Source organism: Vibrio sp. YT-18 (genome assembly GCF_033337345.1).
Taxonomy (GTDB): Bacteria; Pseudomonadota; Gammaproteobacteria; order Enterobacterales; family Vibrionaceae; genus Vibrio; species Vibrio alginolyticus.
This window is the reverse complement of record NZ_JAWOQO010000011.1, coordinates 75,462-96,205: the sequence shown is the minus strand read 5'-3', so window position 1 is coordinate 96,205 and position 20,744 is coordinate 75,462. Positions and strand designations below refer to the sequence as shown.

The 20,744-nt window shown below is 43.4% G+C and carries 18 protein-coding genes; 8 read left to right on the top strand and 10 right to left on the bottom strand.

What is annotated here, in order from left to right; genetic code table 11:
• The first annotated feature begins 97 nt into the window (after positions 1–97).
• Positions 98–2,821, top strand: coding sequence for an ImpA family metalloprotease (locus R7M72_RS15965; protein ID WP_213915681.1), 2,724 nt, complete (start codon positions 98–100; stop codon positions 2,819–2,821).
• 92 nt (positions 2,822–2,913) lie between these two features.
• Here R7M72_RS15965 and xthA read toward each other — a convergent pair whose 3' ends face one another.
• The 5 genes from xthA to dinG form a co-directional block, all read right to left on the bottom strand.
• On the bottom strand, positions 2,914–3,720 hold the full coding sequence (gene xthA, locus R7M72_RS15960) for an exodeoxyribonuclease III (RefSeq protein WP_005378433.1): 807 nt from the start codon (positions 3,718–3,720) through the stop codon (positions 2,914–2,916).
• A gap of 95 nt (positions 3,721–3,815) precedes the next feature.
• A complete protein-coding gene (gene rsmS / locus R7M72_RS15955) occupies positions 3,816–3,980 on the bottom strand; it encodes a pleiotropic regulatory protein RsmS (protein ID WP_005378432.1) in 165 nt (54 codons plus the stop codon).
• On the bottom strand, positions 3,980–4,525 hold the full coding sequence (locus tag R7M72_RS15950; RefSeq protein ID WP_171344558.1) for a primosomal replication protein: 546 nt from the start codon (positions 4,523–4,525) through the stop codon (positions 3,980–3,982). Before R7M72_RS15950 ends, rsmS begins: the two co-directional genes overlap by 1 nt.
• Entirely contained in the window at positions 4,522–5,307 is a 786-nt protein-coding gene (locus tag R7M72_RS15945; protein ID WP_005378430.1) for a sulfite exporter TauE/SafE family protein, read from the bottom strand. The genes R7M72_RS15950 and R7M72_RS15945 overlap by 4 nt, the downstream gene beginning before the upstream one ends.
• Positions 5,308–5,321: 14 nt before the next feature.
• Positions 5,322–7,397 (bottom strand): ATP-dependent DNA helicase DinG, encoded by a 2,076-nt coding sequence (gene dinG / locus R7M72_RS15940; protein WP_318056247.1) that lies wholly within the window; start codon positions 7,395–7,397, stop codon positions 5,322–5,324.
• Between the two features lie 515 nt (positions 7,398–7,912).
• On the opposite strand from dinG, the gene R7M72_RS15935 reads away from it, so the two are divergent.
• Both R7M72_RS15935 and R7M72_RS15930 read left to right on the top strand, forming a co-directional pair.
• Positions 7,913–8,992: a porin gene (locus tag R7M72_RS15935; protein ID WP_005378424.1), complete on the top strand. Its 1,080-nt coding sequence runs from the start codon at positions 7,913–7,915 to the stop codon at positions 8,990–8,992.
• A gap of 76 nt (positions 8,993–9,068) precedes the next feature.
• On the top strand, positions 9,069–9,746 hold the full coding sequence (locus tag R7M72_RS15930) for a DUF2057 family protein (RefSeq protein WP_318056246.1): 678 nt from the start codon (positions 9,069–9,071) through the stop codon (positions 9,744–9,746).
• An 85-nt stretch (positions 9,747–9,831) separates the two neighbouring features.
• Here the strand turns inward: R7M72_RS15930 and R7M72_RS15925 are convergent, their stop codons facing one another.
• A complete protein-coding gene (locus R7M72_RS15925; protein ID WP_042522115.1) occupies positions 9,832–10,533 on the bottom strand; it encodes a pseudouridine synthase in 702 nt (233 codons plus the stop codon).
• Between the two features lie 311 nt (positions 10,534–10,844).
• Between R7M72_RS15925 and R7M72_RS15920 the strand changes: the two genes are divergently transcribed.
• Entirely contained in the window at positions 10,845–13,070 is a 2,226-nt protein-coding gene (locus R7M72_RS15920) for an NADP-dependent isocitrate dehydrogenase (RefSeq protein ID WP_005378404.1), read from the top strand.
• 183 nt (positions 13,071–13,253) lie between these two features.
• On the opposite strand, the gene cspD is transcribed toward R7M72_RS15920, so the two are convergent.
• Positions 13,254–13,472, bottom strand: a complete 219-nt coding sequence (gene cspD, locus R7M72_RS15915) for a cold shock domain-containing protein CspD (protein WP_213910983.1) — start codon at positions 13,470–13,472, stop codon at positions 13,254–13,256.
• 704 nt (positions 13,473–14,176) lie between these two features.
• Between cspD and clpS the strand changes: the two genes are divergently transcribed.
• Positions 14,177–14,497 carry an ATP-dependent Clp protease adapter ClpS gene (gene clpS, locus R7M72_RS15910; protein WP_005378419.1) on the top strand — a complete coding sequence of 107 codons (321 nt, stop codon included), beginning with the start codon at positions 14,177–14,179 and terminating at the stop codon, positions 14,495–14,497.
• Positions 14,498–14,547: 50 nt separating this feature from the next.
• Positions 14,548–16,815, top strand: coding sequence for an ATP-dependent Clp protease ATP-binding subunit ClpA (gene clpA, locus R7M72_RS15905; protein ID WP_318056245.1), 2,268 nt, complete (start codon positions 14,548–14,550; stop codon positions 16,813–16,815).
• A 133-nt stretch (positions 16,816–16,948) separates the two neighbouring features.
• On the opposite strand, the gene infA is transcribed toward clpA, so the two are convergent.
• From infA to aat, 3 genes are all read right to left on the bottom strand, one after another.
• Positions 16,949–17,167 (bottom strand): translation initiation factor IF-1, encoded by a 219-nt coding sequence (infA, locus tag R7M72_RS15900; protein ID WP_001040192.1) that lies wholly within the window; start codon positions 17,165–17,167, stop codon positions 16,949–16,951.
• Between the two features lie 81 nt (positions 17,168–17,248).
• Positions 17,249–17,950 carry an arginyltransferase gene (locus tag R7M72_RS15895; RefSeq protein ID WP_047100846.1) on the bottom strand — a complete coding sequence of 234 codons (702 nt, stop codon included), beginning with the start codon at positions 17,948–17,950 and terminating at the stop codon, positions 17,249–17,251.
• Positions 17,947–18,654, bottom strand: coding sequence for a leucyl/phenylalanyl-tRNA--protein transferase (gene aat / locus R7M72_RS15890; RefSeq protein WP_005387881.1), 708 nt, complete (start codon positions 18,652–18,654; stop codon positions 17,947–17,949). The genes R7M72_RS15895 and aat overlap by 4 nt, the downstream gene beginning before the upstream one ends.
• Before the next feature lie 39 nt (positions 18,655–18,693).
• Here aat and R7M72_RS15885 point away from each other — a divergent pair, with 39 nt between their 5' ends.
• Together R7M72_RS15885 and aroA are read left to right on the top strand one after the other, a co-directional pair.
• Positions 18,694–19,170 carry a glycine zipper 2TM domain-containing protein gene (locus tag R7M72_RS15885; RefSeq protein ID WP_318056244.1) on the top strand — a complete coding sequence of 159 codons (477 nt, stop codon included), beginning with the start codon at positions 18,694–18,696 and terminating at the stop codon, positions 19,168–19,170.
• A 290-nt stretch (positions 19,171–19,460) separates the two neighbouring features.
• Complete coding sequence (gene aroA / locus R7M72_RS15880; protein ID WP_017634728.1) at positions 19,461–20,741, top strand: 3-phosphoshikimate 1-carboxyvinyltransferase; 1,281 nt, start codon at positions 19,461–19,463, stop codon at positions 20,739–20,741.
• The last annotated feature ends 3 nt before the right edge of the window (positions 20,742–20,744 follow it).

Here is a 20,744-nt window from a genome sequence, read left to right as displayed (position 1 = left end):
TCTTCATTCCTATTTTTTCAGTCGATGTAAAAGACTCTTTCTTATTATTCATCAACTTACATTAACATTCGGTAAACTCATTGTTTAGTAAGTAAAAATGAAAAAAACAATTCTATCGTTGGGCATTGCCGCCTTAGCCACAGGATGTGGTGGGGGAGAGGGAGAATCACAACCTAATGCTCAAGTAAAACCAACGCCAGCTCCAGTTCAACAAGCTCTTGAAACTGGTAATGCACTGCTCGTTTCTGACCCGAGCGAATTCATTCGTAAAAGTCGTCAGGTTGTAGAAGCTCACAAGATGCAGTCGAATACGATCAAATCTGCAATTGCGAAAAACCTTTCAGGTCTTTATTGGGATCCAACCCATGATGCCGCGATCTTGGCACCTCAGTATGGCTTCAACGACACCATCTTGATGACCAATAAGGCCATGGCAAGCGGTTACAAAGATCAAGCTCTGTCAATTGGCGTTGCCGGGGAAAAGTCTAATGGTCAACGTTACGCACTATTAGGTAGTAACCCATTTAGAACGGCACAACGTTTTCCCGACTCTTCCAACGCAGCGATGACGAAATGGTTAAGTAACCTGGTCACTTGGTTGTCGGGCGGAGTTACTTCAAACGTCGTCATCGCGCAAATGGATCAGTCTTATTACTTTCCGGATGAGCAAGCGACTCGGAATTGGCTGAAAGACAATGTTTCACAAGAGTTGGTGTTTAACGAGGCCAACCTATGCGATGGTTCGAAGCTACTTAGCTGCTTGCAAACCAATACTCCAAACTTATTGATCTTGTCACAGCATCTGCAATCTGGAGATACCAACAAACCAGTACTCGAAGCTTTGGAATACGCTGAGCAAGCCCAAATTCCTGTTCTATACCTGCATTGGGATGGAGGACTAACTGATCTTGGCCAAGACATTTTGGGAAGATTCCATGTTGATTATGTGGGAGATAACTATTGGCGTAAGTTAGGCTTGGTCGACTGGGATCCTTCATCGTTGATGAACGTTGTGCCGGACTCTGTCATCACACAACAAGCGCTGTTGTCTCGTTTTGAATCTCAAAATTTCAACGTTGACTTGTCAAAGTGTGATGACAAATCCTGCCCTGACACTGCGAATATGGACAGTCAATTTTATGCAGGGGCAAACAGCATTCGCCATTGGTTGCAAAAGCTTGATGAACAAAAAGTAGATTTGTTTAATCAAAACGGCTACCAATACGAAAAACTCATGGTATTGCTGGCTGATCATTATCGTCAAACGGTTGTCTTCCCGATGGACAAACAGTCAACCCAAACGACCGAATTCCTAAAGTCGTACTTTGCCGATTACGTGCAATACAACAGCCGAAGCGTAAACCCAAAACAACCAAATATGGGGAACTTCAGCCGTAGTGAGTTTAGCCCTGAAATAAAGAGAATCAGTGCAACGATTAATATGGAATCAAAGCGTAACTTCCGTTCGGCTGGTGTATATGCGCTTCCTGGGGAAACCTTTACGGTTAAACGTAATGACAGCAATGATGTGGCGACTAAGATTGTCATCAACACTTTAAGAAGTGGTGCAACTCATGAGTTCAGCAAAGATGGATACACACGACCAAAACTGCTGACTTCATTCGGCTATGAAGTGAAGCCGGGTGAAACCATCACGCTGACTTCTCCTTATGGCGGCCCAGTACAGGTTCACTTTGACAAAAATGATGTTCCGGTTGAACTGAAATTTAATCATGTGGCACAGCATCCAGTTTGGAGAAGTGAGAAGGACAACGACGCTTTTATTCAACAGTTAGAAGCCAATTTATTCGATTGGGCTGAGCTGATCACTCCTGGGTTTGAAGTACACTCAAAGCGCGACAAAATGTTGGAGTCGGTCAACGATGAAATGTGGTCTACCCCTTCGGAAATGGCGCTTGCAACAGAAGAATATGTTCACAACTACCCGCATGTGCTGGCAGGTTTCCAAGGGCCGGGCATAGATGAAGTGCCTGAAATTATTCAATACGCCCAAAACCAAGGTTGGGAAATCGCCAATATTGATATAGTGAAGCACATGAACGCTGACCAAGCGACGTGTGGTTATGGTTGTTCGGGTAACCCTTACGATGCTTACTGGTCATTCAGCCCACTCGGTCACGGTGATTTACATGAGCTTGGTCATGGTTTAGAAAAAGGTCGATTCCGATTTTCAGGCTGGGAAGGGCATTCAACGACCAATTACTACTCGTATTACAGTAAGTCTCGTTTCTTCCATAATACGGGAAAAGTTTCAACTTGCCAAAGCTTGGATTTCAAAGGCCAGTTTGAATTATTGCAAGCTAGCCGAACTCAAGCGGATCCAAACGCATACATGGCTGCGCAAAATCAAACCAGTTGGAGTTGGGGCGCTCGTGTTTACATTCAAATGATGATGGCGGCGCAGCATGAAGGTGTGCTTAAAAATGGTTGGCATTTATTGGCGCGCTTGCACCTGATTGAACGTGAGTTTAACCGCTTAAAATCGGACGACGCGCTTTGGGATGAGAGACGATTGAGCATTGGTTTTGCCAACTACTCTCGGGAAGAAGCAAATAGCATCTCGAACAACGACTGGTTGCTTATTGCTCTGAGCTACATCTCTCAGCGAGATATGACTAACTATCTCGATATGTGGGGGTTCTCGTTCACAGAAAAAGCGAAACAGCAGGTTGTGGCGCTGAATCTACCGCCGATGCCGCTCACTTACTTTGCAAGTAGTAATACAGGCTACTGTCTGAACGAATTTGCTCAAACACCGATAACTATTGATGGTCAAACGGTTTGGCCGCTGAATCAGTGATTAACTGGTAATTTGTATGAAAAGGGAGACAGAGTCTCCCTTTTTATTGGACTAAGCTTAGCGTTGAGTCTCGCTTATAGCTTTGCAATATATTACTTAAATGTTGACCAGATTGGTGCGTGATCTGAAGGCTTCTCGATACCACGAAGCTCATAGTCGATACCAGATTCAATACACTTTTCCGCTAGAGAAGGGGTTGCCAAAATGACATCAATTCGTAGGCCACGGTTATCATCAAAACCGCGAGAACGGTAGTCAAACCACGAAAATTGATCGTTCACCTCTGGGTATAGCTTACGGAAGGTGTCCACAAAGCCCCAGTCTAGTAAGGTTTTCAACCATTCGCGCTCTTCAGGTTGGAATGAACATTTACCTGTTTTTAGCCAACGTTTACGGTTTGGTTCGCCGATACCGATATCTGCATCAATAGGGCTGATGTTGATGTCACCCATAACAATCAATTGCTCGTCGTTATTGTGATGATCGTTTAGGTAGGTCATCAGATCTTTATAGAATTGGCGCTTGTATGGGAATTTGGTTTCGTGGCTGATGTTATCCCCTTGAGGGAAATAGCCGTTTAGCACAGTGACCTTTTCGCCGTTTTCATTTAAAAACGTTGCCATGATCATGCGCTTTTGATGTTCCTCGTTATCCGTCGGGAACCCTTTTTGTACGTGTAGAGGCTCTTGCTTACAAAGCATTGCTACGCCGTAATGTGCTTTTTGACCATGGAAATACACTTTGTAGCCCATGGCTTCGACAGCTTCAATCGGGAATGCTTCATCGTGAACTTTAATTTCCTGAAGACCAATCACATCAGGTTGGTGTTTGTCGATTAGCGCTTGGAGTTGGTGCAGTCGCGCACGTAGTCCATTGATGTTAAAGCTGATTACTTTCATTATTTATCCTTTTGGGGGCGTACTTTTTTATGAATAGTATCATTGTGTAAGAGCACTGAAAATGAGTCTCGGTGAAAGGATTGAAACGCTCTGAGCTACTTTGCTTTTAATTTGTTTTCTAAGTCGTTTTGCACGATCTTTAAAGCGTTAAGCGCAACTTCTGGATCTATCTCATTGCTCTCAAGCAAATAGATTAAATCGACAGCCAGTTTGATCTCTTCAGGTGCGTCATCTAAAGGCGAGGTTGGTTGATCAGCCATTATTGATGTTTTTCCCTATGTGTAATTTGGTTCTCTAGCTTAAGAAGTGCTGCTTCACAACGCGCTAAACGTTGCTCGGTTGCTAGTAATACTTTTTGAGCGTCGGCACGCATAAAACTCGGAGCGCTTTCGACAGCACGTTCTTTTAATAACACCATCTCGCGCAAGCGTCTTGCCCACTCTTGGTGTTGAGCGAGTTCCTGATAAAGCACGTTGATAGGCTTGCGGAAATAGCTGCTATGTTTGATTTCATTCTTACGAATTTTAGTGGTAGAAATCTCGCGTTGAATCGCACCGATTTGCGCCACTAACCGTTCAGTGAGGTACTCAGCACGCAAAGCGGTGAGCTTACCTTCATTTTGCTCACGCACAATCGCATCCAGCGTGGCTTTTGCTTCTTTTACGCAAGGAGTAAGTAAGCGAGAGCGGCAACCAAATAAACGCTCATCAAAAAGCGGAACATGATGTTCGCCTCTTTGACGGTCAAGAACAGCGGCTTGCTTCGCCATTTGTTCTAGATTTTCCTGGAGTTGAGAAATGTTCATGACAAACCTACAAACCATGCGTCATAAGCCAATTTAATGGCTAGTATGCTGACGACAGTAACAAATACAGGACGAATGAATTTAGAACCAAATCTAATAGCGGAGTGCGCGCCAACAAAAGCACCAGCCATTAAACATACTCCCATTGTTAAGCCTAGCACCCAGTTGATATGTCCGAGGAATGCAAAAGTGATCAAAGAGGTAAAGTTACTGGTAAAGTTCATTGCTTTTGCTAAGCCAGAGGCGAGCAAGATATTCAGCCGGTACAGCGCCATTGAACTTACTGTCCAAAAAGCCCCAGTTCCAGGCCCTGCGAGTCCGTCGTAGAATCCTATGGATAAGCCTTGCATGTACTGTTTTTTATGAAGTTTTGGGCAAGGCTCGGGTATTGGACTTTGATGAGCAGAGTGGGGCGTTTTATGAAAAACGGTATACAACGCTGCCGCCAAAATAACAAGCGGCAATCCTTTTTCCAGCCAATCCGTACTAATCGCATCTACAAATAGCGTACCTAATGTCGCTCCGAAGAGTGTCGCCACGAATGCACGCCGCCAGCATTGAGGCTTGAATAGACGTTTTTTGTAGTACGTAAATGCCGCAGTAGAAGAAGCAAAGGTAGCGGCAAGTTTATTGGTGCCTAGTGCAATATGAGGCGGCAAGCCCAGCGACAGTAGAGCAGGTACGGTAAGCATGCCACCACCACCGGCAACTGCATCAATAAATCCTGCGACAAAAGCGACAAGCGCCAACACCAACAGCATGGTTGGCTCAATCATTTCCATAAATGGTGATTCTTCTAATATTCTATTTTACGTTTAAATGGAGGTAGTGAGTCGATTAAGGCTTGTCCGTATCGCTTAGTGACTAGGCGTCGATCAAGAATCGTTACTCTACCAGAATCTCTCTCTTTACGCAGTAAGCGACCTACGCTCTGGATCAGCTTTTTGCTTGCGTCTGGTACAGTTATTTGCATAAACGGGTTTCCTCCTTTTTTCTCAATGTATTCGGAATGAGCCTGCTCAACAGGGGAGGTTGGAACGCCAAATGGAATTTTTGTAATCACCAAGTTTTCAAGTAATTCGCCAGGTAAGTCTAGCCCCTCAGAGAAACTGCCAGTACCAAATAAGACGCTGGTTTTATTTGATTCTATTAACTTTTTATGTTTTTTTAGAATTTCTTGACGTGAGCTTTCACCTTGAACTTGCAACGCCCAGCCTTTTTTTATGAACTCCGAAGAGAGTGCCTTCGCGACTTGGTTCATCTGCCAATAGGATGAGAATAATACTAAGTTGGCTTTCTTGTCTTCCAAGTACTTAGGCAATATCTCGATAAGATATTCAGTAAATTGAGGCGCTGGTGGTTCATATTTCATCGCAGGGATGAGCAATTCTGCCTGGTTTTGGTAATCGAATGGTGACGCAAGCGCTAAAAACTGAGTGCCTGATTCTGGTTTTCCATCAATACCAACCTGATGGCAAAAGTAATGGAAAGAGTTTAATGCACGTATCGTTGCGGAAACCAAAATGGCGCCAATACATCTGCTCCAAATCTGTTGGTCGAGTTGCCATCCAATTTCAAGTGGCGAAACACTCACAATGAAATCACCCTCGCGATCGGGGTGGGTTTCTAACCAGCGAGCTAAAGGCGCACCTTTTTCACGAGTTGGTTCAGCCATTAAATGCCATACTTGCGCTAGGTTTTCTAACCTTTGAATGTAGAAACCGAGCTCTGCAAGCGCTGGTTCAGCCAACCTTGTCGCAAGCTCCCCGTCTTTTACTCTTTCCGCAATAAGGTCGGCAATTTTTGCCACGCTCTGATTTGCTTTTTTACTGAACTGTTTTAGTTCTTTGGATTGGTTCTCTAGCCACTCAGGTAGTTCACCGTGTTCGAAGCGGTAGATACCCTCTTCAAATTGAGCTGGGTCGAACTGTTTGGGCAATTGAGTCAGTGCCGGTATCAAGTTCTGAACCGCGTCTTGAAGGTCGTTGCGAAATCGAGCTACGCGTTTCTCGTCTGCGAGTGATGAAAACTTACTAATCGACTGATTTAACTTCTCAAGCCATGCTGCCGCACCTTTTAAACTCGCAGATGCTGAAGCATGGTCACGAGCGACGTGAGGTAAGTGATGTGCCTCGTCGAAGACGTATATCGTATTTTCTGGCTCAGGTAAAATCACGCCGCCACCTAAATCTGCGTCTGCCATGACGAGAGAGTGGTTAGCAATGATGACATCGTTTTTATCCAACTCTGAGCGCGCTTTTTGGAATGGGCAGCCGCGGTGGCCTGGTAAACTGTTATTGCAACTGTGTTTATCACTGACAATCAGTTGCCAAAGCTTATCGTCGATGGGTTTAGGCCAAGAATCACGGTCACCGTCCCATTTACCTTGCGCAAGAGAGCGATGCATTGTTTCTAACAGCTCTATATCTTTTTGCTTAGGTTTGGTTTCAAACATGGCTAACTGGCCACCATCAGCACCGCTAGCAGTAGCGAGCTTTTCTGCACAACAATAGCGTTGACGGCCTTTTGCCAAAATAAAAGAAAACTCTCGGTCGGTAATCCGACGAAAAAGAGGGAGGTCTTTATTTATGAGCTGCTCTTGCAGAGCGACGGTCGCCGTTGAGATAACCACTTTTCTATTGTTATGTACAGCCACGGGAATGGTCGCCATTAGATAGGAGAGCGATTTACCAATTCCAGTCCCTGCTTCTGCAACGAGTATTCGGTTAGATTTGTGATACTGACCGCACAGCGTTTTTGCAATCTCTGCAACAAGGTAGTTTTGTGCTCTTCTAGGCACAAAGTTATCAAGTTGATCTTGAAGGTTTTGATAGCTATTACGAATCGATTTTTGAATGTTACTGGTCAGCATACGGGCCTCAAATGCGTTGGAGGCGAATAGTAGCACACATCACTAGTTGTACAGTAGTTCACAAAACGGAATGCTTTTATAAGGAATGTAGATCTCCTTCACAAAAAAATATTGAACCTTATCTTAATGAAATTAATTTCATTATATGAAAAATATAAAACTCCAACTTGGTCTGATTTGTGGGTTTTTATTCTTTTTTTTGTTTTTTTAAATTTATTTATTGGATTAAAAAACCATTTGTTAATAATTTTGTAAATTACAAATAATAATGGAGATTGGTTAGATGTTCGTCGAATAAATAAAGGTAAACTTATCAAGTTATTGTTTTATAATGGTATTTTGTTTTTTTTACATTGGTATTTAGAAAATTTGACAGCCAGAATAATCTTTTGCACTCTTAGCTCCAGATTTTGAGGAGGTGCTGTATAACGTTTTGTTAACGCTCTACCTCAAACATATAAAAAAAGGGAACCGGACAAGGATATCCCGAACTAAGAAAAGGCAGTGGATTAATTATGAAAAAAACTCTATTAGCACTAGCTGTAGTTGCGTCTGCAACTTCAGTGAACGCAGCTGAAGTATTCAAATCTGAAGAAGGTTCTGTAGATTTCTACGGTCAGCTACGTCCAACTCTTCTATTCACAGAAAAAACTGATCACACAGCAGAGCTAAACACTAGCTCTTCTCGTACTGGTGTGAACGCGGTTTACGTTGTTGACGAAAGCCTAAAAGTTCTGGGTGAAGTTGAAATCGGTGTTGCTCTAGGTGACAACTACGACGCAGGTGCTGATTCAAGCGAGCGTACAGATGACTCTGTATACGTACGTCGCCACATCATCGGTTTTGATATGGGTGATATGGGTACTCTTCGCTTCGGTAAAGAAGGTACTTGGGCTGATGACGTATACTTCGCAGATTACTCTTACTTCTTCGGTGGTAACGCAGCGGAAACTGCATACGGTCACGCTTGGAACAACGATTCTCAAATCAAATACGCTTACGAAAATGACGCGTTCTGGCTAAAAGCTGGTTACGCGCTAGGCGAAAAAGATTCTAACGAAGAAGTACTAGAAGTATTCGTTGGTAAATCTTTCAACGACCTATCTCTACATGCTGGTGTACTTACTGCGAACAACGACATCAACGTAACTAAAGAGAAAAAACTAGTTCTTAATGGTGTAGAGCAAACAGTTTCTCACACAGAGCGTACTGATAACGAAAACCTATCTTTTGAAGTAACTGCTGAGTACGCACTAAACGAGCACACTCTAGGTGCTACGTACTACTACAACGAAAACGAAGATAAGCTAGGTAAATCAACAGTTGATTCACACTACATCGTTGTAGCTGGTATGTTCGCTGTCGCTCCTAAAACAACTCTATACTCTGGTTACGAGTACCTAGCTCAGTCTACTGACGAAGCAGGTAAAGTAGACGCAGACTCTTCTTGGTTCTACGCTGGTGTTGAATACAAGTTCTCTAAATGGGCACGTGTATTCGCAGAAGCGGGTTACACTTTCGAAGGTACTGACTTCGACAACAAAGACACAGACGACGCAACTAACTTCGGTGTTGGTGCTCGTTTCTACTGGTAATCAATACCCAGTTTGATATTGTAAGACCCAGCTATATGCTGGGTCTTTTACTATGAAGATAAGGATGAAAAATTCTATGCAGTTATCATTAAAAGTGGCAATGGCACTGTCTATTTTTGCCAGTACAAACCTCTACGCTGCAACGACTTTAGTGGTTCCAGAAGACGTGAAGTTATTGGCCGTCAACATGGAGAAGCCAGATCTAGAAGGTGGTCTTTTTTCTAGTGAGAAGACAATCGAACTACCTGACGGAACGAATCAAATTGTCTTCAAATATCAACCTACATTCGAAATTAACGAAAACCTTAAGACGGTTTACAGTGATGTAATCGTTGCTAAATTTGATGCTGAAAACGAAAAGCTAACGTTTGAACTGCCAGAGTTTAAAACTCTTCGCCAAGCGCAAAACAACATCTCGCCTCTAGATTGGCAATTACTGGATACCAAAGGCCAACCTATTGCTTTGGTCGAAGATGTATTAGAGTCAGATGGTGTTCAAATTGGTCGTAATTACCCTCAAGAAACTCGTAACTACAATATTGCTGGCGGTATCGCGAGTGTTGCTGTTAGCTATGTAACTGTGAATCAGCATCAACAATCAGTAAGTGATATCGAGCCTCGAGTTGAGACTAGTGATACCCGTTCAACAGGCGCATCGAACGACAGCCCAATGGTTGATGTATTAAAGACGATGTACCAGAAAGCGTCTCCGGCGGAAAAAGAGGCCTTTAAAAACTGGCTTGCTGAGCAGTAATCCCTTAGTTCATTAGATAGGGCTTAACTGAAAAAGTACGAATCTAAAAAGCAGGCTTTAAGCCTGCTTTTATCTTTTCTGCTTATTAGAGAGAGATTTCTCTCCATTCACCAGGCATTAGGTCGTTAAGGACGATATCACCCATCGAATGACGAATGAGGCGCAAGGTAGGGAAGCCAATGTGCGCAGTCATGCGACGCACCTGACGATTTCTTCCTTCAATAATGGTAATGGCTAACCAAGTTGTAGGGATATTTGCTCGAAAACGAACAGGAGGCGTTCTGTCCCAGACTTGTGGTTCTGGAATAACTTCAACTTCGGCTGGTAGAGTCATACCATCTTTTAGCTCTACTCCCTTTCTCAATTTTTCAAGATCTTGCTCCTGAGGAGCGCCATCGACTTGAACCCAATAAGTCTTCGGCGATTTTGACTTTGGCTGCGTTAGCTTCGCCTGCAAGATGCCATCGTTAGTGAGTACCATTAAACCTTCGCTGTCTCGGTCCAATCGGCCAGCCGCATAGACATTTTTGATCGGGATATAGTCCGCTAACGTTTTGCGACCATCGCCATCGGTAAATTGACTGAGCGTATCGTAAGGCTTATTGAAAATAATGACTTTACGATCTTTAGGGGGCACTTTTGGCTTTTGGCTCTTTGTTGGGCGATTAGGGCGGCGGTCTTGCTGAGTACGAGTCTTCGAGCCATTGCGAGCTCCTGAGTGTTTAAAATGGCCCGTTTTAGACTGGTTACGACTGCGACCTTTTTCCTGACCTGTACGAGATGACATGTTAACTACCCTGCAAAAATGTAAATGAACTGTGTTTGAAAGTTTTAAGTTTTCTCATGATCGGATATGATTTGCGCGCCTAAAACTAACAAACGCGCACAGAATGATAGACTAATTCGTGTTATTTGTTTAATTATATCAGTGCACTCATGGATTCAGAGCTTAGAGCTTCAAACTACAACAAAGAGTGCGAACCGCATGTGGCGTTAGTGAGGAGACATGTACTGCTAACGCGCAGCAATGCGTCAATTAAACCAACTCAGACGCTGAGTTGATCAGCCAACAAGTTGATTAAAAAATAGGGAAATTTCATGCCTACAGAAAAACCTACAATTATCTACACCATCACTGATGAAGCGCCGGCGCTAGCAACTTATTCATTACTACCAATCATTCAATCATTCACAGCATCGTCTGGCATCAATGTAGATACTCGTGATATTTCACTAGCAGGTCGAATTATCGCTAACTTCCCAGAGCATCTAAAAGAAGAACAGCGCATTGGCGATGCGTTGACTGAGCTTGGTGAACTAGCTCAAACTCCAGAAGCAAATATCATCAAGCTACCTAACATTTCAGCTTCAGTTCCTCAGCTTAAAGCGGCGATTAAAGAGCTTCAGGCGAAAGGTTACGATTTACCAAACTACCCAGAAGAGCCGAGCACGTACGAAGAGAAAGCGATTAAAGCGGCTTACGACAAAATCAAAGGTAGTGCGGTTAACCCAGTACTTCGTGAAGGTAACTCAGACCGTCGTGCTCCGACTTCGGTTAAGAACTACGCGAAGAAAAACCCACACTCAATGGGTGCATGGTCAGCAGAATCTAAGTCTCATGTTGCGAGCATGTCAGACAATGACTTCTTTGGTAGCGAAAAGTCTACAACTATCTCTGGTGCAACAGAGGTCAAAATCGAGTTTGTCGGTAATGATGGTACAGTTAAAGAGCTTAAGTCTGCGTTCCCATTACTAGATAAAGAAGTCATTGATACTTCAGTAATGAAGAAGAAGGCGTTGGTTGAATTTTTCGAGAAAGAGATTGCTGAAGCGAAAGCGCAAGACGTGCTGCTGTCTCTTCATATGAAAGCGACGATGATGAAAGTTTCTGACCCTGTCATTTTCGGTCATGCAGTAAAAGTTTACTACAAAGACGTTTTCGATAAGTACGGTAAGCTGTTTGAAGAGCTAGGCGTTGATGTAAACAATGGCATCGGTGATGTTTACTCAAAAATTGAGTCTCTACCTGAAGCGCAAAAAGCAGAAATTGAAGCGGCCATTCAAGCGGTTTACCAAACTCAACCAGAACTTGCGATGGTTGACTCTGATCGTGGTATCACAAACTTACATGTACCAAGTGACATTATTGTAGATGCTTCTATGCCAGCAATGCTTCGCTCTTCGGGTCAAATGTGGGGACCAGATGGTAAACAAAAAGACACCAAAGCGATGATTCCAGATCGTAGCTACGCAGGTATTTACCAAGCGGTTATTGATTTCTGTAAAGAGCACGGCGCATTTGATCCAACCACTATGGGTAGCGTACCTAACGTTGGTCTAATGGCTCAGAAAGCTGAAGAGTATGGTTCTCACGACAAGACATTCATTCTAGACGCTGCGGGTACTGTTCGCGTTGTTGATGCTTCAGGTAACGTACTGTTAGAGCAAGCGGTTGAAGAAGGTGATATCTTCCGTATGTGTCAGGTTAAAGACGCACCAATCCAAGATTGGGTTAAACTAGCAGTGACTCGCGCACGTGCAACAGGTGTTCCAGCTGTATTCTGGCTAGATGAAAACCGCGCGCACGATGCTGAGCTCATCAAGAAAGTAAACGCCTACCTACCAGATCACGATACTGACGGTCTAGAGATTAAGATCCTATCTCCTGTTGAAGCTTGTAAGTACTCACTAGAGCGTATGAAAGCGGGCCTAGATACTATCTCTGTTACAGGTAATGTTCTTCGTGACTACCTAACAGACTTGTTCCCAATTCTAGAGTTAGGTACGTCTGCTAAGATGCTATCTATTGTTCCATTGATGAATGGTGGTGGTCTATTTGAAACAGGCGCTGGTGGTTCTGCTCCTAAGCACGTTCAACAAGTAGAAAAAGAGAATCACCTTCGTTGGGATTCTTTGGGCGAGTTCCTAGCGCTTGCAGCTTCGTTAGAGCATTTAAGTGTAGCGACAAACAATCCTAAGGCTCAGGTTCTCGCAGATACACTAGATAAAGCGACCGGTGAGTTTTTAGACACCAACAAATCTCCGTCACGTAAAGTGGGTGAGCTAGATAACCGTGGAAGCCACTTCTATCTTGCACTTTACTGGGCGAAAGCGCTTTCAGAGCAAACGGATGATGCGGATCTTGCTGCTGAATTTGCACCAATTGCAAAAGCGCTGTCAGAGCAGGAAGAAACGATCGTTGCTGAGCTAAATAATGCGCAAGGCGTGAAAGGTGAGCTAGGAGGTTACTACTTACTAGACGATGCATTGGTTTCTAAATTGATGCGTCCAAGCGAAACCTTTAACGCAATCATTAACAAGTAAGTTAGTGTAAAAACACGTCGTTTTCGGCGCGTTTCCTATCCTGTAAGTGCGTTGTAAGTGTTCCTTTTGTAACACGTGCTCTAAATAGTAAGAAACCCGCTATCTTGGCGGGTTTATTTTTCTCTTCAAAACATCAACGTGGCGTTTCGAGAGCAATATTTTTATATTTCGACAGCGCTCTAATTATTTGGTTTGGCCTTCAAGAGGCACGACGCTACTCGCGTGACAGCCTTTGGGACCTTTTTCAATCTCGTAAGAGACTTGTTGGCCTGCTTTCAGTGTACGATAACCGTCCATCTGGATAGTTGAGTAGTGGGCAAAGATATCTCCCTCTTCTTCATCTGAACAAATAAACCCAAATCCTTTGGCATTGTTAAACCACTTTACTGTACCTGTAGCCATGCTTTACATCCCTCATGCATTTTTTACTGATGTTGTTACTGCAACCAAGTTATACCTTTAACTTGGTACTACTATTGTCAGCGAATGCCAACAAACGTCAAATCAATGATAAGTCACATTCATCAAACCACTTAAAGAAGAGAGGTTTCAAAATGATGATTTATGCATCGACACTTTCCACTGTAGTCAATGAATTTCGACAGTCAATAGCAGTGAGCAACAAACAGAAACATAATTGAAAACAAATCACTTTTGAGATTAACAAATTTGCAAACAGTTTTTCGTATATACGCAGAAGTTTAGTCAATTTGCCTATGAAGTGGCTCATACTGAAAAAGCCATACTGTCCGTGTTGCTTATGGGAGAAGAATCCTCTGACTGAATAAAAAATGAAGTTTTCGTGATAATTACCGTATTCTCAATGAGGAAGTGTGATCCAGATAGAAGATGATGGGGTGGTTTGCAATAGTCCGAAAGCAATAAATAGAAAGTTCTTTTATAAGAAAAAATGTGTAACTTATCGACAAGCATCTTTTATTTGCGCCGTATCAAGACGTGCATTAGTCTCTATATTAGGTAGCAACTTTTATCGATCAAAGATCGAATTCGGTGCCATAACTCACTACACCGCGCTGCACGCTTGTGGTAGATTGTTTTTATAGGTCGAAAACATCAACCCTTTGATACGATATCTTTAGATTGCCATGAGTAAAAATTTTGAATGGGTCACTCCGGACTCTGATCTTCTGGAGCGAGAAAGTACGAAAGTCCAGCCACCTAAGCTGTACAATGTCGTACTCAATAATGATGACTATACACCTATGGATTTCGTCATAGAGGTGCTTGAGCGATTTTTCTCACATGATATTGATAAAGCAACTCAAATCATGCTTCAGGTCCACTATGAAGGAAAGGCAATCTGCGGCACATACAGCGCAGAAATTGCCGAAACAAAAGTAGCGCAAGTTACGATGTACGCAAGGGAAAATGAACATCCGCTACTTTGCACTATGGAGCAAGCGTAAACAAAGAAGACTTGCTCGAACAACCCCAGTTGTTTTTTCGGGAGGTACTTATGCTAAATAAAGAACTAGAGTCAAGCCTTAACGGTGCATTTGCTCGGGCGCGAGATAAACGCCACGAGTTTATGACTGTCGAACACCTCCTACTTGCATTGTTGGAAAATGATGCAGCTAAGGAAGCCCTTCTAGCTTGTAAGGCGGATCTTGACGCTTTACGCAACGAACTCGATATTTTCATCGATCAAACTACGCCTCTTATCCCAGATAGTGATGAGACGCGTGAAACGCAGCCGACTTTGAGTTTTCAACGTGTACTACAACGCGCCGTCTTTCATGTACAGTCGTCTGGTCGTAATGAAGTAACAGGCGCCAACGTGCTTGTTGCTATCTTCAGTGAACAAGAGTCGCATGCCGCTTACTTACTGAAGAAAAATGACATCTCCCGATTAGATATTGTTAATTTCATCTCCCACGGTATTACTAAAGCATCAGGTGCAGGTGAGGATTCATCATCAGACTCGTTTAGCTCAGAAAGTGTTGAAGAGCCTAATTCTGAAGAACGCCTAGAAAGCTTTGCGACGAATCTTAATCAAGTCGCTAAAGATGGAAACATCGACCCACTAATTGGACGTGATAAAGAGTTAGAGCGCACTATTCAGGTACTTTGTCGACGCCGCAAGAATAATCCACTACTAGTGGGTGAGGCAGGGGTTGGTAAAACAGCCATTGCGGAAGGTCTTGCATGGCGAATTGTCGAAGGGCAGGTCCCTGAGGTCATTCAAAACAGCGTGATTTATTCACTAGATATTGGCTCTTTGCTCGCTGGTACCAAATATCGCGGTGATTTTGAAAAGCGCTTCAAGGCGATTTTGAAACAACTTGAAAAAGAAGAAGATGCCATTTTGTTCATCGATGAAATACATACCATCATCGGTGCAGGCGCGGCATCTGGTGGTCAAGTCGATGCAGCAAATCTTATTAAGCCTCTTTTGAGTAGCGGTAAGTTGCGTTGTATTGGTTCGACGACATACCAAGAATACAGCAACATTTTCGAGAAAGAGCGTGCGTTGTCTCGCCGTTTCCAAAAGATAGACGTTGTAGAGCCTTCATTAGATGACACAACTAAAATCTTGATGGGCTTGAAGCCGAAGTACGAAGCTCACCATGAAGTACGTTATACCAATAAAGCACTGCGTGCCGCGGTAGAACTGTCGGCTAAATACATTAATGAACGCCATCTACCAGATAAGGCCATTGATGTCATTGATGAAGCTGGTGCGCGTAGTCGTCTTGCTCCTGCAAGCCGTCGTAAAAAAACGGTCGGAGTGGCTGATATCGAATCAATGGTTGCCAAAATGGCGCGAATTCCAGAGAAGTCGGTTTCTTCTTCAGATAAAGACATTTTGAAAAACTTAGATAGCAAAATGAAGATGTTGGTATTTGGTCAAGATAATGCGATTGATGCATTGTCCGAGGCGATCAAGCTGACACGTGCAGGTTTGGGTGTAGACAACAAACCTGTTGGTTCATTTTTGTTTGCAGGCCCAACAGGGGTTGGTAAAACAGAGGTGACAGTGCAGTTATCTAAGCTTCTAGGTATCGAGCTACTTCGTTTTGATATGTCTGAGTATGGTGAGCGTCACTCCGTAAGTCGCTTAATTGGTGCGCCTCCTGGTTATGTCGGTTATGACCAAGGTGGTTTGCTAACTGATGCTGTTATTAAGCACCCACATTCAGTCGTATTACTTGATGAGATTGAAAAAGCGCACCCTGATATCTTTAACCTGCTGTTGCAAGTCATGGATAACGGTACGCTAACGGACAACAATGGTCGCAAAGCAGACTTCCGTAATGTCATTCTTGTTATGACAACTAACGCAGGTGTGGCGGAAACCGAGAAGAAATCAATTGGTTTGATTCAACAAGACAACAGTCACGATGCAATGGCGGAAATTAAGAAGGTGTTTACTCCTGAGTTCCGTAACCGTCTTGATAACATCATCTGGTTTAACAGCCTTGATGAAAGCGTTATCCATCAAGTGGTTGATAAGTTCATTGTTGAACTGCAAGTGCAACTTGATGCGAGAGGCGTTTCAATGGAAGTATCGCAAGACGCTCGCCATTGGTTAGCACATAAAGGTTATGACAAAGCTATGGGGGCTCGCCCAATGGGGCGTGTTATCCAAGAACAGCTTAAGAAGCCTTTGGCTAACGAACTGTTGTTTGGATCTTTAGTTGACGGCGGTACAGTGAAAGTAACGCTGGTCAACAATACGCTTGAGTTTGAATACTTAAGTGAGAAAGAGACAGCGATGCATTAATCGTTATTCGGTAACAAACGCAAAAGCGCACGAGAAGATCGTGCGCTTTTTTATCTGAACTAAATCGGAAAAAATTGTGCAATAAAAAACGGAGCAGCTTGCTCCGTTTTTTATTGCATCCGAAAATCAGAGATTAACGAGCGCGGAAGACGATGCGGCCTTTTGACAGGTCGTATGGAGTCATCTCTACAGTTACTTTGTCACCCGTTAGGATACGGATGTAGTTCTTACGCATCTTGCCAGAGATGTGAGCAGTCACAACGTGACCGTTTTCAAGTTCAACACGGAACATAGTGTTTGGTAGAGTGTCAAGGACTGTGCCTTGCATCTCGATTACGTCTTCTTTAGCCATTTAATCCTCTTTAGAAATTAGGCAATATTAGCGGGCTATATTCTGCCGCTAAATAGTAATTATGTAAAGTTGAGGCGTATTCTACCCTCGCCAACGCTGATTTACTAGCCTTTGGTGGCGTTGAAAGCGTGTTTTGTAGCTCATTGCTGGGCACTCATCAATCTGATATCCCAAATATAGCCACTGCTGTTTGTTTTCTTGGCAGTATTTAATTTGATAAAGCACTGCTAACGTGCCAAGAGATAACTCGTAGTCAGGGTCAAAAAAAGTATAAAAAGCACTCGAGCATTGTGGCATCAAATCTGTCACTGCAATGGCGAGCAATTGATCTGATTCATCGTAAATGTGTAAAAACGACGTTGTCAGCCAGCTCGTTTGAGCAAATCGAGCAAACTCATCACGCTTTGGTGGGTACATAGTGCCGTTTCTATGCCGTTTGCAGATGTACCGACTGTAAAGCTCAAACCATTCCTCATCCATTTCAGGTTTCATTTCCCAGCGTAAAGACTGTGCTTTATTAAGCAGCCTCTTCTGACTTTTTGATAGTCTAACGTCTGGAATCGAGACTCGAATTGGCTGGCAAGCGGTGCAATGCTCGCAATGCGGTTTATATATGGTATCTCCGCTACGACGAAAACCGTTAGCCATGAGCAACTGGTAATTTTCTTCAGTATGCAGCCTTTCATCAAGCGCCACCGCAACCCGCTCTTGCCGTTCAGGCAAATAACTACAAGGGTGATTATTCGTCAACCCTATTCGAATATGTTGTATATCCGTACTCATACTGAATCCTGCAAAACTTGGGGCTGATAGGCATCAAATAGTGTTTGCTTTTCTCTTAAAGATAGTAGTTTTTGCATAAATTCGTCACGCTCAAGTTCAAATGCGCCAAGTGATGCCAAGTGAGAATTCATAACTTGGCAATCGATTAATTGACCTTGCTTTGACGCCAAATGGTTGCATAAGTACCACAATGCAATTTTGGATGCGTTATCTTTTAGGCTAAACATCGACTCCCCGCAAAAAAGTTGGCCCACGCAGATGCCATATAGTCCGCCAATCAGGTTGTTGTCATGCCATACTTCTACAGAGTGACAGTGACCAAGTTTGGCTAACTCAATGTAGGAAGCTTGCATTTCCTCGTTGAGCCATGTTTCCTCTGCAGGGCGTGTTGAAGAACATAGTCTAATCACTTCTTCTGTCGCGAAATTGAGTGTTACTTTATAGTTATGTTTACGCTGAAATTTTTTGAGACTTTTAGATGGCTTAAACTGCAATGGGTCAAACACGGCGCGCGGAGAAGGGCTCCACCATAAAATAGGTTCACCAGGACCATACCAAGGGAAAATGCCTTGATAGTAACCATTGAGGATTCTCATGGGGTTTAAGTCACCACCAAAAGCCAGCAAACCATTGGGGTCGCTGAGTGCTTTATAGGGTGAGGGGAAGTTGAACGTTTCATCGAGTTCAGTTAAATAAATAGCCATAAGAAGTCGTTACCAACATTGGAGTCAGAGGAGTTTATGATGACCTGGTTAAGAAATATCGTAAAAGTATGGCTTGGGATCATACTGTTTTTATCACTTGTCGCCAACGCAGCCTATGAAAGAAATGTTGCCAAGCCAGTTAATGAAGTAGTTTACGGGAAGATTGACTCTGTCCGTTATATTACTCAACAAGAGGTTGTTCAGTCGAAAAGTAACGGTTGGAAGACACTACTTGGTGCCACTATCGGTGGTTTAGTCGGTAATCAATTTGGTGGCGGTACGGGAAGAGAAGTCGCGACGGCAGTGGGTGCGCTTGCAGGTGCCGCAGTTGCTCAAAACCAAAGTAATTACCAATACACGGTTGAATATAAGTTAGTTGAGCTACTCATCAAAGTGAAGGGTGATAAGCTAATTAATGTCATCCAAGATGTTGATAAAAATATGTTATTTAGTCGAGGGGATGAAGTTCGTATTTTATATTTTGATGATGGAGTCAGGGTTGATATCACTTATTAACCCTAGGTTGTTTTAGCCTAACGAAGCCTAATCAAGCATGTACAGTCGGGCTGGCTTATTGTCAAATCAAGTCGAAATAGTTTGCTGTTTCGCCGTGCTTCTTTCGCTCTTATTTACATCGCTGGCAATGCCTTTAATTCTGTATCTTTAGGCTGCTTGAGGATATTCATAAATTAGCGCCGATTTACTCTGGTTTTGTCGTGTTTTTTTGGGTAGTCTGAATTCACGAAGAATTGTTTAGCCCTCATAAAAAATCGTATGTTGAGGGCACAAAGGATTATCAACTTTTAATGGAAAGCCTAACGTTACAACCTATCAATAAAATTCAAGGGGAAGTGAACCTTCCTGGCTCTAAAAGCGTTTCTAATCGAGCTCTTTTACTTGCTGCTCTTGCTAAAGGCAGAACTCGCCTTACTAATCTCCTCGACAGTGATGATATTCGCCATATGCTGAATGCGCTGACTAAACTAGGCGTTCAATACCAACTTTCCGAAGATAAAACAGAATGTCTCGTTGACGGCCTTGGGCGCCCGTTTTCTGTCTCAGAGCCGGTAGAGTTATTTCTCGGCAATGCTGGCACTGCGATGCGACCATTAGCTGCGGCTCTTTGTCTTGGAGAAGGGGAGTATGTACTGACGGGCGAACCTCGTATGAAAGAGCGTCCAATTGGTCACCTTGTCACGGCACTGAAAGATGCTGGTGCGAACGTTGAGTACATGGAAAACGAGAACTTTCCGCCTCTCAAAATAATTGGTACTGGCCTAAAAGCAGGTACAGTTTCTATCGATGGGTCCATTTCAAGTCAGTTCTTGACCGCTTTCTTAATGTCTGCGCCATTGGCTGAAGGTGAAATTCGCATCAACATCGAAGGCGATTTGGTTTCTAAGCCTTATATCGATATCACCCTGCATATCATGAAGCAGTTTGGAGTCGATGTGATCAACAACGACTATCAAGAGTTTGTGATCCCAGCCGGTCAGCAATACATCGCTCCAGGCGATTTCTTGGTTGAAGGTGACGCGTCTTCTGCTTCTTACTTCTTGGCGGCGGCAGCCATCAAAGGCGGAGAAGTTAAAGTCACGGGTATCGGTAAAAACAGCATTCAAGGTGATATTCAATTTGCTGATGCGCTTGAAAAAATGGGTGCAGAAATTGAATGGGGTGATGACTACGTAATTTCACGTGTTGGTCAATTAAAAGGCATTGATATGGATTACAACCATATCCCTGATGCTGCAATGACCATCGCGACAACAGCGCTATTTGCCGAAGGCACTACCGCTATTCGTAACGTTTATAACTGGCGTGTAAAAGAAACAGACCGTTTGTCAGCTATGGCGACTGAGTTACGTAAAGTTGGTGCGGAAGTGGAAGAAGGGGAAGACTACATCATCGTCAAACCTGTCTCTCAGTTAAAGCATGCTGCGATTGATACTTACGATGATCATCGAATGGCGATGTGTTTTTCGCTGGTGGCACTTAGTGATACGCCTGTGACGATTAACGATCCAAAGTGTACGTCGAAAACGTTCCCTGACTACTTCGACAAACTTAAGGCTTTAAGCTGCTAAATA

Excerpts from the sequence above, each read along its gene's own strand:
- cspD (WP_213910983.1), bottom strand. The coding sequence starts at position 13,472 with ATGGCTACAGGTACAGTAAAGTGGTTTAACAATGCCAAAGGATTTGGG.
- aroA (WP_017634728.1), top strand. The coding sequence starts at position 19,461 with ATGGAAAGCCTAACGTTACAACCTATCAATAAAATTCAAGGGGAAGTG.
- clpA (WP_318056245.1), top strand. The coding sequence starts at position 14,548 with ATGCTAAATAAAGAACTAGAGTCAAGCCTTAACGGTGCATTTGCTCGG.
- R7M72_RS15885 (WP_318056244.1), top strand. The coding sequence starts at position 18,694 with ATGACCTGGTTAAGAAATATCGTAAAAGTATGGCTTGGGATCATACTG.
- aat (WP_005387881.1), bottom strand. The coding sequence starts at position 18,654 with ATGGCTATTTATTTAACTGAACTCGATGAAACGTTCAACTTCCCCTCA.
- clpS (WP_005378419.1), top strand. The coding sequence starts at position 14,177 with ATGAGTAAAAATTTTGAATGGGTCACTCCGGACTCTGATCTTCTGGAG.
- R7M72_RS15935 (WP_005378424.1), top strand. The coding sequence starts at position 7,913 with ATGAAAAAAACTCTATTAGCACTAGCTGTAGTTGCGTCTGCAACTTCA.
- R7M72_RS15930 (WP_318056246.1), top strand. The coding sequence starts at position 9,069 with ATGCAGTTATCATTAAAAGTGGCAATGGCACTGTCTATTTTTGCCAGT.
- infA (WP_001040192.1), bottom strand. The coding sequence starts at position 17,167 with ATGGCTAAAGAAGACGTAATCGAGATGCAAGGCACAGTCCTTGACACT.
- R7M72_RS15920 (WP_005378404.1), top strand. The coding sequence starts at position 10,845 with ATGCCTACAGAAAAACCTACAATTATCTACACCATCACTGATGAAGCG.
- dinG (WP_318056247.1), bottom strand. The coding sequence starts at position 7,397 with ATGCTGACCAGTAACATTCAAAAATCGATTCGTAATAGCTATCAAAAC.
- R7M72_RS15950 (WP_171344558.1), bottom strand. The coding sequence starts at position 4,525 with ATGAACATTTCTCAACTCCAGGAAAATCTAGAACAAATGGCGAAGCAA.
- xthA (WP_005378433.1), bottom strand. The coding sequence starts at position 3,720 with ATGAAAGTAATCAGCTTTAACATCAATGGACTACGTGCGCGACTGCAC.
- R7M72_RS15895 (WP_047100846.1), bottom strand. The coding sequence starts at position 17,950 with ATGAGTACGGATATACAACATATTCGAATAGGGTTGACGAATAATCAC.
- R7M72_RS15965 (WP_213915681.1), top strand. The coding sequence starts at position 98 with ATGAAAAAAACAATTCTATCGTTGGGCATTGCCGCCTTAGCCACAGGA.
- rsmS (WP_005378432.1), bottom strand. The coding sequence starts at position 3,980 with ATGGCTGATCAACCAACCTCGCCTTTAGATGACGCACCTGAAGAGATC.
- R7M72_RS15945 (WP_005378430.1), bottom strand. The coding sequence starts at position 5,307 with ATGGAAATGATTGAGCCAACCATGCTGTTGGTGTTGGCGCTTGTCGCT.
- R7M72_RS15925 (WP_042522115.1), bottom strand. The coding sequence starts at position 10,533 with ATGTCATCTCGTACAGGTCAGGAAAAAGGTCGCAGTCGTAACCAGTCT.